The organism is Streptomyces sp. NPDC005752 (assembly GCF_040630715.1).
In the GTDB taxonomy this organism is placed as follows: Bacteria; Actinomycetota; Actinomycetes; order Streptomycetales; family Streptomycetaceae; genus Streptomyces.
Map to the genome: position 1 here is coordinate 103,451 of NZ_JBEXYB010000026.1, position 13,381 is coordinate 116,831.

General features: G+C 71.0%; 12 protein-coding genes. 11 read left to right on the top strand and 1 reads right to left on the bottom strand.

Annotated features, from left to right (window positions below; all coding sequences use genetic code 11):
* Positions 1-115: 115 nt before the first annotated feature.
* On the bottom strand, positions 116-1,102 hold the full coding sequence (gene galE / locus ABZ441_RS22520) for a UDP-glucose 4-epimerase GalE (protein WP_358977056.1): 987 nt from the start codon (positions 1,100-1,102) through the stop codon (positions 116-118).
* Positions 1,103-1,457: 355 nt separating this feature from the next.
* On the opposite strand from galE, the gene ABZ441_RS22525 reads away from it, so the two are divergent.
* From ABZ441_RS22525 to ABZ441_RS22575, 11 genes are all read left to right on the top strand, one after another.
* Positions 1,458-3,212: a DUF5941 domain-containing protein gene (locus ABZ441_RS22525; RefSeq protein ID WP_358977060.1), complete on the top strand. Its 1,755-nt coding sequence runs from the start codon at positions 1,458-1,460 to the stop codon at positions 3,210-3,212.
* On the top strand, positions 3,209-3,946 hold the full coding sequence (locus tag ABZ441_RS22530) for a phosphocholine cytidylyltransferase family protein (RefSeq protein ID WP_358977063.1): 738 nt from the start codon (positions 3,209-3,211) through the stop codon (positions 3,944-3,946). Before ABZ441_RS22525 ends, ABZ441_RS22530 begins: the two co-directional genes overlap by 4 nt.
* Positions 3,934-4,995, top strand: coding sequence for an iron-containing alcohol dehydrogenase family protein (locus ABZ441_RS22535; RefSeq protein ID WP_358977066.1), 1,062 nt, complete (start codon positions 3,934-3,936; stop codon positions 4,993-4,995). The genes ABZ441_RS22530 and ABZ441_RS22535 overlap by 13 nt, the downstream gene beginning before the upstream one ends.
* Complete coding sequence (locus ABZ441_RS22540; protein WP_358977069.1) at positions 4,973-5,752, top strand: CDP-alcohol phosphatidyltransferase family protein; 780 nt, start codon at positions 4,973-4,975, stop codon at positions 5,750-5,752. Before ABZ441_RS22535 ends, ABZ441_RS22540 begins: the two co-directional genes overlap by 23 nt.
* A gap of 8 nt (positions 5,753-5,760) precedes the next feature.
* Positions 5,761-6,633, top strand: a complete 873-nt coding sequence (locus tag ABZ441_RS22545) for a glycosyltransferase family 2 protein (RefSeq protein ID WP_358977100.1) — start codon at positions 5,761-5,763, stop codon at positions 6,631-6,633.
* A gap of 107 nt (positions 6,634-6,740) precedes the next feature.
* The gene (locus tag ABZ441_RS22550) at positions 6,741-7,670 is read left to right on the top strand and encodes an ABC transporter permease (RefSeq protein ID WP_358977072.1); all 930 of its coding nucleotides are present in this window, start codon (positions 6,741-6,743) and stop codon (positions 7,668-7,670) included.
* Positions 7,663-8,448 carry an ABC transporter ATP-binding protein gene (locus ABZ441_RS22555; protein WP_205023412.1) on the top strand — a complete coding sequence of 262 codons (786 nt, stop codon included), beginning with the start codon at positions 7,663-7,665 and terminating at the stop codon, positions 8,446-8,448. The genes ABZ441_RS22550 and ABZ441_RS22555 overlap by 8 nt, the downstream gene beginning before the upstream one ends.
* Before the next feature lie 431 nt (positions 8,449-8,879).
* The gene (hpnC, locus tag ABZ441_RS22560) at positions 8,880-9,800 is read left to right on the top strand and encodes a squalene synthase HpnC (RefSeq protein WP_358977076.1); all 921 of its coding nucleotides are present in this window, start codon (positions 8,880-8,882) and stop codon (positions 9,798-9,800) included.
* Positions 9,801-9,808: 8 nt separating this feature from the next.
* Entirely contained in the window at positions 9,809-10,750 is a 942-nt protein-coding gene (gene hpnD / locus ABZ441_RS22565) for a presqualene diphosphate synthase HpnD (RefSeq protein WP_358977079.1), read from the top strand.
* Between the two features lie 88 nt (positions 10,751-10,838).
* Positions 10,839-12,227 (top strand): hydroxysqualene dehydroxylase HpnE, encoded by a 1,389-nt coding sequence (gene hpnE, locus ABZ441_RS22570; RefSeq protein ID WP_358977082.1) that lies wholly within the window; start codon positions 10,839-10,841, stop codon positions 12,225-12,227.
* On the top strand, positions 12,224-13,381 hold a 1,158-nt coding region (locus ABZ441_RS22575; protein ID WP_358977085.1), incomplete at its 3' end, for a polyprenyl synthetase family protein. The genes hpnE and ABZ441_RS22575, both read left to right, overlap by 4 nt.

Sequence of the window (13,381 nt, forward strand, 5' to 3'; positions counted from 1 at the left end):
CGGCCAGTGAACTACGGGGGCGGGGCATGGGGCAACACGGCACTGAACACCGTTGTCATGTGCTCTGACCTGCGGAAACGAGCGCAGGTCAGAGCGTCGCGCGGTTGCTGTCCCACTACCGCGGGGTGCGGGCCTCCGGGTGGTTCAGGCACCAGCCCTCCCAGGCCGACCCGACCATCTCGCGCATGCCGCGGCGTGCCGTCCAGCCCAGCTCCCCGGTCATCAGGGCGGCCGACCCGACCGCCCTGGCCGCGTCCCCCGGCCTGCGGGCCTCGACGACGGGCTCCGTGCGCAGGCCCGTGACCTCACCGACCAGCTCGGCGAGACGGCGAACCGACACACCTTCGCCCCGGCCGACGTTCACCGTGAGGTCATCGCCGCCCGGGGTCCTGTCCAGGTGGCCGGCGACGGCGAGATGCGCCTCCGCCAGGTCGGCCACATGGATGTAGTCGCGGACACACGTGCCGTCCGGCGTCGGGTAGTCGTCACCGAAGATCCGCGGGGCCTCGCCCCGCGTCAGCCGGTCGAAGAACATCGGTACGACGTTGAAGACACCCGTGTCGGCCAGCTCGGGCTCGGCGGCCCCGGCCACGTTGAAGTACCGCAGACAGGCCGTCGAGATGCCGTGCGCCCGTCCCGTCGCGCGCACCAGCCACTCCCCGGCGAGCTTCGTCTCGCCGTACGGGTTGATGGGCGCGCACGGCGTCTCCTCCGTGATCAGCTCGACGTCCGGGACGCCGTAGACCGCCGCGGACGAGGAGAACAGGAAGCGCCGCACACCGGCCGCGACCACGGCCTCCAGCAGGACGGTCAGGCCGGCCACGTTCTCCCGGTAGTAGAGCAGCGGCTTCTCGACCGACTCACCGACCTGCTTCTTCGCCGCGAGATGCACCACTCCCGTGACGGCGTGCTCCGCCAGAACCCGGTCGAGGACCTCGCGGTCCGAGGCGGATCCGCGTACCAGCGTGACGTCCGCGGGCAGCCGGGCCTCGATGCCCGTCGAGATGTCGTCCAGGACGACCACCTCTTCCCCGGCCCCCGCCATGGCCTTCGCCACATGTGCCCCGATGTAACCGGCTCCGCCTGTGATCAACCACGTCATGCACGTCAGCTTAGACCGGCCGGTGAGGAGGGCCGCCCACGGTTCACCCGTCGGCCCGTGCGCTGTCCGGACGCGGTTTGTGAGTCGAGGCGTTGATCGACGATGATGATCGCGAACGGCACCGCATGATGGCCGATTCGCCCGAACGGAGCGCAAACGGGTGGTGAACTCGGTCTTCCGTTCATCCGATAGCCTCAGCCGACGTGCCGCCGACCCGCCCCCCCCGGGCCGCCTGCCGCGCGCCGTTTCCCGTCATCGCACCAAGGAGTGAGTTCGTCTGTCGACCGCCATCCTCACCGGTGCGCCGGTACCCGGATCGTCGCTCGAGGACGATCTGCGGTCACTCGGCTTCGACGTGACTGCCGCAGCCGACGCCACCGAGGCCGCCGAGCTGCTCGCCGCAGTCCCCGCGAGCAGGCGCGTCGCGCTCGTGGACCCCCGTTTCGTCGGCCACGTCCACGCCCTCAGGCTCGGACTCACCGACCCCCGCTTCGCCGCCGCCTCCATCCCCGGAGCGCTCACCGCGCAGCCCGAGGCCCGCCCCGCGCTGCTCCGCGCCCTGCGCAGGGCCGTCACCGCCGTGGGCGCAGGAAGTCCCGTCGCGCCCGCCGGCGCCGAACCCGTCACCGAGGACCGCACGGTGCCCGGCCGGCTGGCAGTGGCACTGGACGCGGAGGGCACCACGGTGCAGCGCCCAGAGCTCGGTTCACTCACGGCCGCGGTGCCCACCGCGCCCGAGGAGCGGAACGCCGCACGCACGGCCGTGGCCGCCGTCGACGACGAGGCCGTACGGCTGCGCAGCGCCGTGAAGGCCCACGACGGCTTCTTCACCACGTACTTCATCAGCCCGTACTCCCGCTACATCGCCCGCTGGTGTGCCCGCCGGGGCCTCACCCCGAACCAGGTCACCACCGCCTCGCTGGTCACCGCGCTCATCGCGGCCGGCAGCGCGGCGACCGGCACCCGCGGCGGCTACGTCGCGGCCGGCGTGCTCCTCCTCCTCTCCTTCGTCCTGGACTGCACCGACGGGCAGCTCGCCCGCTACTCGCTCCAGTACTCGACGATGGGCGCCTGGCTCGATGCCACCTTCGACCGGGCCAAGGAGTACGCCTACTACGCGGGCCTCGCCCTCGGCGCCGCCCGTGGTGGTGACGATGTGTGGGTCCTCGCGCTCGGCGCGATGGTGCTCCAGGCCTGCCGCCATGTCGTCGACTTCTCGTTCAACGAGGCCAACCACGACGCGGTGTCCAACACGAGTCCCACCGCCGCGCTCTCCGACAAGCTCGACAGCGTCGGCTGGACGGTCTGGCTGCGCCGGATGATAGTGCTGCCCATCGGCGAACGATGGGCCATGATCGCCGTGCTCACAGCCGTGACCACGCCCCGGATCGTCTTCTACGCCCTGCTCGTCGGCTGCGCCCTGGCCGCCTGCTACACCACGGCGGGCCGGCTGCTGCGGTCGCTGACCCGCAAGGCCCGGCGTACCGACCGGGCGGCGGCGGCGCTGGCCGACCTCGCCGACTCGGGACCGCTCGCCCAGGCCGTCGGCGCCGTGTTCCGGCGTCCAGGAGGCGGCTTCACCGCCCCGATCCTGGCGTTCGCCGGAGCACTGGTGATCGTCGCCGCCGCACTGTACGCGCCCTACGGCGGATGGCTGACCGTCGGCGCCGCCGGCGTGTACGCGGTCCTCTCCGGCCTCGCGGTCTCACGGCCGCTCAAGGGCGCGCTCGACTGGCTCGTCCCGCCGGTCTTCCGCGCGGCCGAGTACTGCACGATCCTGGTGCTGGCCGCCCGCAGTGACGTGCCGCACGCCGTCCCCGCGGCATTCGGCCTGGTTTCCGCCGTCGCCTACCATCACTACGACACGGTGTACCGCATCCGAGGCGGCACCGGAGCGCCGCCCCGGTGGCTGGTGCGCACCATCGGCGGGCACGAGGGCCGGACCCTTGCCGTGGCCGTCCTCGCCGCCGCGCTGACCCACGGTTCAGGTTTCACCACGGCCCTCACCGCGCTCGCGGCCGCCGTGGCTCTGGTGGTGCTCGTGGAGTCCATCCGCTTCTGGGTGTCCTCCTCTGCCCCCGCCGTACACGACGAAGGAGAACTCGCATGATCGGCCTCGTACTGGCTGCCGGTGCCGGACGCCGTCTGCGTCCCTACACGGACACGCTGCCCAAGGCACTGGTGCCGGTGGACGGCGAGAAGACGGTCCTGGACCTGACGCTGGCCAACTTCGCGGCGGTCGGACTCACCGAGGTCGCGGTCGTCGTCGGCTACCGCAAGGAGGCGGTCTACGCCCGCAAGGCCGAGTTCGAGGCGAAGTACGGCGTGACGCTGACGCTCATCGACAACGACAAGGCCGAGGAGTGGAACAACGCCTACTCCCTCTGGTGCGCGCGCGAGGTCCTGAAGCAGGGCGTCATCCTCGCCAACGGCGACACCGTGCACCCGGTCTCCGTCGAGAAGACTCTCCTGGACGCGCGCGGCAAGGGCCAGAAGATCATCCTCGCCCTCGACACGGTGAAGAACCTCGCCGACGAGGAGATGAAGGTCATCACGGAGGGCGACAAGGGTGTCCGTCGGATCACCAAGCTGATGGACCCCGCCACGGCGACCGGCGAGTACATCGGTGTGACGCTGATCGAGCCGGAGGCGGCCGACGAGCTCGCCGACGCCCTGAGGACCACCTTCGAGCGTGACCCCGACCTCTACTACGAGGACGGCTACCAGGAGCTCGTGAACCGCGGCTTCACGGTCGACGTCGCCCCCATCGGAGAGGTCACGTGGGTCGAGATCGACAACCACGACGACCTCGCCCGGGGCAGGGAGATCGCGTGCCTGTACTGACCCGCCTCATCCCGTCCCCGGTTGTCGTCGACATCCGGCGCGGCGCCATGGACGACCTGGCCGGTCTCCTCGCAGACCAGCGGATCTCCAATTCCGGCAGGCTCGCCGTCGCCATAAGCGGCGGCTCGGGACAGGCGCTGCGGGAGAAGATCTCGCCGCTCCTGCCCGGCGCCGACTGGTACTGCGTGGCCGGTGGCGACATCGACGCCGCCGTGAAGCTCGCCGACGACATCAAGGGCAAGCGGTACGACGCGGTGGTCGGCCTCGGAGGAGGCAAGATCATCGACGTGGCGAAGTACGCCGCCGCCCGGGTCGGCCTCCCCCTGGTGTCCGTTGCCACGAACCTCGCCCACGACGGTCTGTGCTCGCCGGTCGCGACACTGGACAATGACAACGGGCGCGGCTCCTACGGTGTGCCGATGCCCATCGCGATGGTCATCGATCTCTCGGTCATCCGCGAGGCACCGGTCCGCTTCGTGCGGTCCGGCATCGGTGACGCGATCTCCAACATCTCGGCCATCGCCGACTGGGAGCTCTCGCACCGGGTCAACGGCGAGAAGATCGACGGACTGGCCGCCGCGATGGCCCGTACGGCCGGCGAGGCCGTCCTGCGTCACCCCGGAACCGTGGCCGACGACGAGTTCCTCACCATTCTGGCGGAGTCGCTGGTGCTCTCCGGCATCGCGATCTCGATCAGCGGGGACACCCGGCCGTCGTCCGGTGCCTGCCACGAGATCAGTCACGCCTTCGATCTGCTCTTCCCCGCGCGCGCGGCCAGCCACGGCGAGCAGGTCGGCCTCGGCGCCTGTTTCGCCATGCACCTGCGGGGCGCACACGACGAGTCCCTGCAGTTGGCGTCCGTGCTGCGGCGCCACGGGCTGCCGGTGCTGCCCGAGGAGATCGGCTTCACCACCGAAGAATTCGTGCGGGCCGTCGACTACGCCCCGCAGACGCGCCCGGGACGTTTCACGGTCCTGGAGCACCTCAACCTGTCCACCGACCAGATCAGGGACGCGTACGCCGACTATGCAAAAGCCATCCATAGCTGAACTCCGCCCCGTCGTTCACCCTCCGGGTGTGAAGGACCGGCGCAGTGGCGAGCACTGGGCGGGTCGGCTCTACATGCGCGAGATCTCGCTGCGCATCACCCGGCGCCTGGTGACCACCAAGGTCACGCCCAACCAGCTGACCTACGTGATGACCGTCGCCGGCGTGCTAGCGGCGCCGGCCCTGCTGGTCCCGGGCATCCCCGGGGCCCTGCTCGGCGTGCTCGCGGTCCAGCTCTACCTGCTGTTCGACTGTGTCGACGGCGAGGTGGCCCGCTGGAAGAAGCAGTTCTCGCTGGGCGGTGTTTACCTGGACCGGGTGGCCGCCTACCTCTGCGACGCTGCGGTGCTGGTCGGCTTCGGCCTGCGTGCCGCCGACCTGTGGGGCCCGGGACGCGTCGACTGGCTGTGGGCCTTCCTCGGCACGCTCGCCGCGCTCGGCGCCATCCTGATCAAGGCCGAGACCGACCTCGTCGGGGTCGCCCGCCACCAGGGCGGGCTGCCGCCCGTCAAGGAGGCCGCGTCCGAGCCGCGCTCCTCCGGAATGGCGTTCGCACGACGGGCCGCCGGCGCGCTCAAGTTCCACCGGCTGATCCTCGGCATCGAGGCGTCGTTCGTCATCCTGGTGGTGGCCGTCCTCGACACGGTCAGGGACGACCTCTTCTTCAGCCGCCTCGCCGTCGCGGTCCTGGCCGGCATCGCCCTGCTCCAGACCGTCCTGCACCTGGTGTCGATCCTTGTGTCGAGCAGGCTGAAGTGAGCTCTCCCATGAAACTCGGCGCGGTCATCATCACCATGGGCAACCGCCCCGAAGAACTGCGCACCCTTCTCGACTCGGTCGCCAAGCAGGACGGCGACCGGATCGAGGTCGTCGTCGTCGGCAACGGCGCCCCGGTCCCCGACGTCCCCGCAGGCGTACGGACCGTCGAGCTGCCCGAGAACCTGGGCATTCCGGGAGGGCGCAACGTCGGCATCGAGGCCTTCGGGCCGTCCGGCGCCGATGTGGACGCCCTGCTCTTCCTCGACGACGACGGGCACCTGCCGAACACGGACACCGCCGAACTCTGCCGACAGGCGTTCGAGGCGGACCCCAAGCTCGGCATCGTCACCTTCCGCATCGCGGACCCCGACACCGGCGTCACACAGCGACGGCACGTGCCGCGGCTGCGTGCCTCCGACCCGATGCGCTCGTCCCGCGTCACGACGTTCCTCGGCGGGGCGAACGCGGTGCGCAGCCAGGTGATCGCCGAGGCGGGCCCGCTGCCCGGCGAGTTCTTCTACGCCCACGAGGAGACCGACCTCGCCTGGCGGGCCCTGGACGCCGGCTGGGCGATCGAGTACCGCGCGGACATGGTGCTCAACCACCCCACCACCGCCCCCTCGCGGCACGCGGTCTACCACCGCATGGTGGCCCGCAACCGCGTCTGGCTCGCCCGCCGGAACTTGCCCGCACCGCTGGTTCCCCTCTACGTCGGGGTCTGGCTGCTCCTCACCCTGGTCCGCAGGCCCTCCCTCCCGGCCCTCAAAGCATGGTTCGGAGGTTTCCGGGAAGGCTGGACCAAGCCCTGCGGACCCCGGCGCCCCATGAGGTGGCGTACGGTATGGCGGCTGACCAGGCTGGGCCGGCCACCGGTGATCTGAGAGGCTCTCCTCTGAGACCATGAGCCGTATTCATTCGTACGGGGAACCTGTCCGCCTCGGCCGCGCCCGCGACCGGCTGCGCATTGTGAAGACGAGAGTTCTTAACTGTGAGTGACACGACCCACGACGGCGGGATTGCGCTGAGCAGCCCGCCGTCCGCCGACGAGGGACTGAGCGCGTCCCAGCTCGCCGACAAGTACGGCTTGACGGTGAGCGGTGCCCGGCCCGGGCTGTTCGCGTACGTCCGGCAGCTCTGGGGCCGCAGGCACTTCATCCTGGCCTTCTCCAGGGCGAAGCTGACCGCGCAGTACAGCCAGGCCAAGCTCGGTCAGCTGTGGCAGGTGGCCACGCCCCTGCTGAACGCCCTGGTCTACTTCCTGATCTTCGGGATCATCCTCGGCACCGCGAGGGGGATGAGCAAGGAGGTCTTCATCCCGTTCCTGGTGACCGGTGTCTTCGTCTTCACCTTCACCCAGAGCTCGGTCATGGCCGGGGTGCGCTCCATCTCGGGCAACATCGGCCTGGTCCGGGCGCTGCACTTCCCCCGCGCTTCGCTGCCCGTCTCGTTCTCGCTGCAGCAGCTCCAGCAGCTGCTGTACTCGATGATCGTGCTGCTCGCCGTGGCAGTCGGCTTCGGCAGCTACCCGGGGCTCTCCTGGCTGCTCGTCATCCCGGCGCTGGCCATGCAGTTCCTCTTCAACACCGGCCTGGCGCTCGTGATGGCCCGGCTGGGCAGCAAGACCCCCGACCTCGCCCAGCTGATGCCGTTCGTCATGCGCACCTGGATGTACGCCTCGGGTGTGATGTTCTCCATCCCCGTGATGCTGGCGGACAAGCCGCAGTGGATCGCCGACGTGCTGCAGTACAACCCGGCGGCCATCTACATGGACCTGGTCCGCTTCGCGCTGATCGACGGCTACGGCTCCGAGAACCTGCCGGAGCACGTCTGGGCGGTCGGACTGGCCTGGTCGCTCGTCGTGGGCGTCGTGGGCTTCGTGTACTTCTGGAAGGCAGAGGAACGGTACGGCCGTGGCTGAGGAATCGTCCCAGGGACACATCCCCACCGTGATCGCGGACGATGTGCACATCGTGTACCGCGTCAACGGCACGGGAGGCGGCAAGGGCAGCGCCACCGCGGCGCTGAGCCGGATCATGCGCCGAGGCAAGGGCGAACCGCGCGGTGTGCGCAAGGTGCACGCGGTGCGGGGTGTCTCCTTCACCGCCTACCGTGGCCAGGCGATCGGCCTGATCGGCACCAACGGTTCGGGCAAGTCCACCCTGCTGCGGGCCATCGCCGGCCTGCTGCCGACCGAGCACGGCAGCGTGTACACCGACGGGCAGCCGTCGCTGCTCGGCGTCAACGCGGCACTGATGAGCGATCTGACCGGTGAGCGCAACGTCGTTCTCGGCGGTCTCGCGATGGGCATGAGCCGCGAGGAGATCCGTGCGCGGTACCAGGACATCGTGGACTTCTCCGGGATCAACGAGAAGGGCGACTTCATCACGCTGCCGATGCGGACGTACTCGTCCGGCATGGCCGCGCGCCTGCGCTTCTCCATCGCGGCCGCCAAGAACCACGACGTCCTCATGATCGACGAGGCGCTGGCCACCGGTGACCGCAAGTTCCGGGTCCGTTCCGAGGAGCGGATCCGCGAGCTGCGCAAGGAGGCGGGCACCGTCTTCCTCGTCAGCCACAACAACAAGACGATCCGGGACACCTGTGACCGGGTGCTGTGGCTGGAGAAGGGCGAACTCCTGATGGACGGCCCCACCGAAGAAGTGCTCAAGGCGTACGAGCGGGAGACGGGCAAGTAGCCGTCGTACGTCCGTGGGCCCCGACGGCGCGTGGCGTCGGGGCCCACGCGGTGAGGGAACCCGTAGGGGGCCCGTGACGAGGGCCCTCAGGGCGCCCCCATGGGGGCGGATCTCCTCCCGGCGGATGACGTCAATCGACGTGTGTCCGGGGAAGGTTGACGGCGGCCGCGGTGTCGCACGGGGCGCGCTGCACCCCGGCGCGGCCCTGTGAGCTGCACAACGTAAGCTGTAACGGTGCTGATTCGCGGCAATGTGGGGTGATACGCCCCCGGCACATCGCCCGTTGTGTGCATGTCGCACTCGGCCGGACGAGCGGCGTGTCCGAAAAGGTATGTTTTGGGTGAGCAGTGTAGAACGGGAGATATGACGGCAATGATGGCAGATCTCCAGCTCCGACGTGGTGTGGCCGTCGCCGCGTCGGGCGGTACGCGGTGACCCGTCCCCGAGAGGCGCGCGACGACGCCGCTGCCACCGCCACGCTCGACAAGGCCGCGCACGAGAACTTCCCCGTGGCCCCCTTCTTCCTGCCCCGCGCCTGGCGCGGGGACCTGATGGCCGTCTACGGCTTCGCCCGCCTCGTCGACGACATCGGTGACGGCGACCTGGCTCCGGGCGGTGCCGACGCCCGCCACCTCGGCCTCGAACCCGGGCAGAGCGAGGACAGGCTCGCCGCCCTCGACGCCCTCGAAGCCGATCTGCACCGCGTCTTCTCGTCCACCGGCGGGGGGCCGCGCCACCCCCTGATGCGCGCCCTGCGCCCCACGGTGCGGAGCTGCGCGCTGACCCCCGAACCCTTCCTCGGGCTCCTCGAAGCCAACCGGCAGGACCAGAAGGTCCGCCGCTACGGGACCTACGGGGAACTGCTGGCCTACTGCGAGCTCTCCGCCAACCCCGTCGGCCGCCTCGTCCTGCAGATCACCGGCACCGCGAGTCCCGAACGGATCCGCCGCTCCGACGCCGTCTGCACCGCCCTGCAGATCACCGAGCACCTCCAGGACGTCGCCGAGGACCTCGGCCGCGACCGGATCTACCTGCCCGCCGAGGACATGGCCCGTTTCCATGTCGGCGAAACCGACCTGGCGGCACCGTCCGCAGGCGCGGCGGTGAGGTCCCTGGTGGCGTTCGAGGCGGAACGCGCCCGCGAGCTGCTGGCCGAGGGCGTCCCCCTGGTGGGCAGCGTCCACGGCCGGCTCAAGCTGCTGCTCGCCGGATTCGTCGGCGGAGGGCGGGCCGCCCTCGGCGCGATCTCGGCCGCCGGTTTCGACGTACTGCCCGGACCGCCCGGACCCACCGCGCCCGGACTGCTGCGCGAAGTCGGGAACGTCCTGCGAAGAGCGCACAGAGAGAGGTGAGCCCGACCGTGGAGGGACAGACGACGTACATGTCGGCACCGGTACAGGCCGCGTACAGCTACTGCGAGGCCGTCACCGGACAGCAGGCCCGCAATTTCGCGTACGGCATCCGACTGCTGCCGTACGAGAAGCGGCAGGCCATGTCGGCGCTGTACGCCTTCTCCCGGCGGGTCGACGACATCGGCGACGGCGAGCTGGATCCGGAGACCAAGCACGCCCGGCTGGAGGAGACCCGGGAACTGCTCGGCCGGATCCGCGACAAGGCGGTCGACGAGGACGACACCGACCCGGTCGCGGTCGCGCTCGCCGACGCCGCGCGCCGGTTTCCGCTGCCGCTCGGCGGGCTCGACGAGCTCATCGACGGTGTGCTGATGGATGTGCGCGGCGCGACCTACGAGACCTGGGACGACCTGAAGACGTACTGCCGGTGTGTCGCGGGTGCCATCGGGCGCCTCAGCCTGGGCGTCTTCGGGACGGAGGAGGGCGCACCCGGCGCGGAGCGGGCCGCGGAGTACGCCGACACCCTGGGCCTCGCGCTCCAGCTCACCAACATCCTGCGCGACGTCCGCGAGGACGCCGGGAACGGGCGTACGTACCTGCCCGCCGACGACCTCGCCAAGTTCGGCTGCTCCGCCGGATTCCACCGTGCCACCCCGCCCCCGGGGGCCGACTTCGCCGGACTGGTGCACTTCGAGGTCCGCCGCGCGCGGGCGCTCTTCGCCGAGGGCTACCGGCTGCTGCCCATGCTGGACCGGCGCAGCGGTGCCTGCGTGGCCGCCATGGCCGGCATCTACCGCCGGCTCCTCGACCGGATCGAACGTGATCCCGAGGCGGTCCTGCGCGGCAGGGTCTCGCTGCCCGGCCACGAGAAGGCGTACGTTGCGGTGCGCGGGCTGTCGGGCCTGGACGCGCGGTACGTCTCACGCCGGACGGCAAGGGGGAGGGTCTGATGACGGATCGGGTCCGACGTACGGCGCGGGCAACCTCGGAGCGTGCGGGGGCGTCCTTCTCCGCGACCACGCGGCGAAGGGAGCGGGCATGACCGGCCGGATCCCTGGTTCGTCCCGGGCCGTGGTCGTCGGCGGCGGCCTCGCAGGCGTCACCGCGGCACTGCGTCTCGCCGACGCGGGGCTCGACGTCACTCTGCTCGAAGGCCGTCCCCGTCTCGGCGGGCTCGCCTTCTCCTTCCGGCGCGGCGACCTGTCCGTCGACAACGGCCAGCACGTCTACCTGCGCTGCTGCACGGGCTACCGCTGGTTCCTGGAGCGGATCGGGGGGACCCACCTCGCCCCGCTGCAGGACCGCCTCGACGTGCCCGTGCTCGACGTGGGGCGGCCCGCCGGGCCCAGGCTCGGACGGCTGCGACGCACCGGGCTGCCCGTACCGCTGCACCTCGCCGGCGGGCTCGCCGCCTACCCGCACCTCTCGCTCGCGGAGAAGGCCGGCGTCGCCCGCGCCGCACTGGCGCTGGGCCGTCTCGACCCCGCCGACCCCGCGCTCGACGGCATCGACTTCGCCACCTGGCTGCGCCGCCAAGGGCAGTCGCAGCGCACCGTCGAGGCCCTCTGGGACCTCGTCGGAGTCGCCACGCTCAACGCCACCGCGCCGAACGCCTCCATGGCGCTCGCCGCGATGGTCTTCAAGACCGGGCTCCTCTCGGAGCCGGGCGCCGCCGACATCGGCTGGGCCGCCGTGCCGCTCGGTGACCTCCACGACACCCTCGCACGCAAGGCGCTCGAATCAGCCGGCGTGGAGATCCACCTGCGCACCCGGGCCGGTTCCCTCACCCGGACCGAGGACGGCCGCTGGGCCGTCGAGACCGACGGCGAACGGTTCGAGGCGGACACCGTCGTCCTCGCCGTGCCTCAGCGGGAGACCCACCGCCTGCTGCCCGGCGGTGCGCTCGACGACCCCGGCCGCCTGCTCGACCTCACCGACGCACCGATCCTGAACGTGCACGTCGTCTACGACCGCACGGTGCTGCGCAGGCCCTTCTTCGCCGCGCTCGGCTCACCCGTGCAGTGGGTCTTCGACCGCACGGCGTCGTCCGGCCTCCAGGGCGGCGGCCAGTACCTCGCGGTCTCCCAGTCCGCGTCCCAGGAAGAGATCGATCTGCCCGTCGCCACGCTGCGCGCGCGCTACCTCCCCGAACTCGAGCGGCTGCTTCCGGCGGCGCGAGGCGCAGGTGTCCGCGACTTCTTCGTCACCCGGGAGCGCACCGCGACCTTCGCGCCCACACCCGGCGTGGGGCGCCTGAGGCCGGGTACGCACACCCGCGCTCCCGGACTGCACCTGGCGGGAGCATGGACCGCCACCGGCTGGCCCGCCACGATGGAGGGTGCCGTCCTCAGTGGCCGCACCGCCGCGGACGCCGCGCTCCAGGCGCTCGGCCGGCCCCACGAACATCCGCTGCAGGAGGCGGCATGAGCAGTACCACCGGAACAAGAGGAGAGTCTGTGACCCCGGCGAATCCGGCTTACGACACCGTGGCGGACACCACGGACGTCACCGCGCTTCTGGAGCGTGGAAGGGCCCTGTCAGCGCCGGTGCTGCGAGCTGCCGTGGACCGGCTGGCGCCGCCCATGGACACCGTCGCGGCGTACCACTTCGGCTGGATCGATGCCCATGGCCGACCGGCCGAGGGTGACGGCGGCAAGGCCGTGCGTCCCGCCCTGGCCCTGCTTTCCGCGGAGGCGGCAGGCGCCCCGGCGGAGGCCGGGATCCCCGGAGCCGTGGCCGTCGAACTCGTGCACAACTTCTCGCTGCTGCACGACGACCTGATGGACGGCGACGAGCAGCGCCGTCACCGCGACACCGTATGGAAGGTGCACGGCCCCGCCCAGGCGATCCTCGTCGGCGACGCGCTCTTCGCGCTGGCCAACGAGATCCTGCTGGAGCTCGGCACGGTCGAGGCCGGCCGGGCGGCCCGCCGGCTGACCACGGCCAGCCGCAAGCTGATCGACGGCCAGGCCCAGGACATCTCGTACGAACACCGCGAGCGGGTCACCGTCGAGGAGTGCCTGGAGATGGAGGGCAACAAGACGGGCGCCCTCCTCGCCTGCGCCGTCTCCATCGGCGCCGTGCTCGGCGGAGCCGACGACCGTACCGCCGACACGCTGGAGGCGTACGGCTACCACCTCGGCCTCGCCTTCCAGGCGGTCGACGACCTGCTCGGGATCTGGGGGGACCCCGATTCCACGGGCAAGCAGACCTGGAGCGATCTGCGCCAGCGCAAGAAGTCCCTGCCCGTCGTGGCCGCGCTCGCCGCCGGCGGGCCCGCCTCGGAGCGCCTGGGCGAACTGCTCGCTGCGGACGCCAAGAGCAACGACTTCGACAGCTTCTCCGAAGAGGAGTTCGCCGCCCGCGCGGCACTCATCGAGGAGGCGGGCGGCCGCGAGTGGACCGCCCAGGAAGCCCGCCGTCAGCACGCGGTAGCCATCGAGGCGCTGCACGGCGTCGACATGCCGGAACGGGTGCGGGCGCAGCGTCTACCCCTTCCAGGTGCTGCTGCAGGCGGACGAGTCAGGCCTGCCCAAGGACAGCAAAGTGCAGTGCGAGCAGGTACGCGCGATGGCGCACGA

What these genes read in the sequence shown, in the direction of transcription:
- galE (WP_358977056.1), bottom strand. Translation starts at nt 1,102, where the DNA reads ATGACGTGGTTGATCACAGGCGGAGCCGGTTACATCGGGGCACATGTG.
- ABZ441_RS22530 (WP_358977063.1), top strand. Translation starts at nt 3,209, where the DNA reads ATGATCGGCCTCGTACTGGCTGCCGGTGCCGGACGCCGTCTGCGTCCC.
- ABZ441_RS22540 (WP_358977069.1), top strand. Translation starts at nt 4,973, where the DNA reads ATGCAAAAGCCATCCATAGCTGAACTCCGCCCCGTCGTTCACCCTCCG.
- ABZ441_RS22545 (WP_358977100.1), top strand. Translation starts at nt 5,761, where the DNA reads ATGAAACTCGGCGCGGTCATCATCACCATGGGCAACCGCCCCGAAGAA.
- hpnE (WP_358977082.1), top strand. Translation starts at nt 10,839, where the DNA reads ATGACCGGCCGGATCCCTGGTTCGTCCCGGGCCGTGGTCGTCGGCGGC.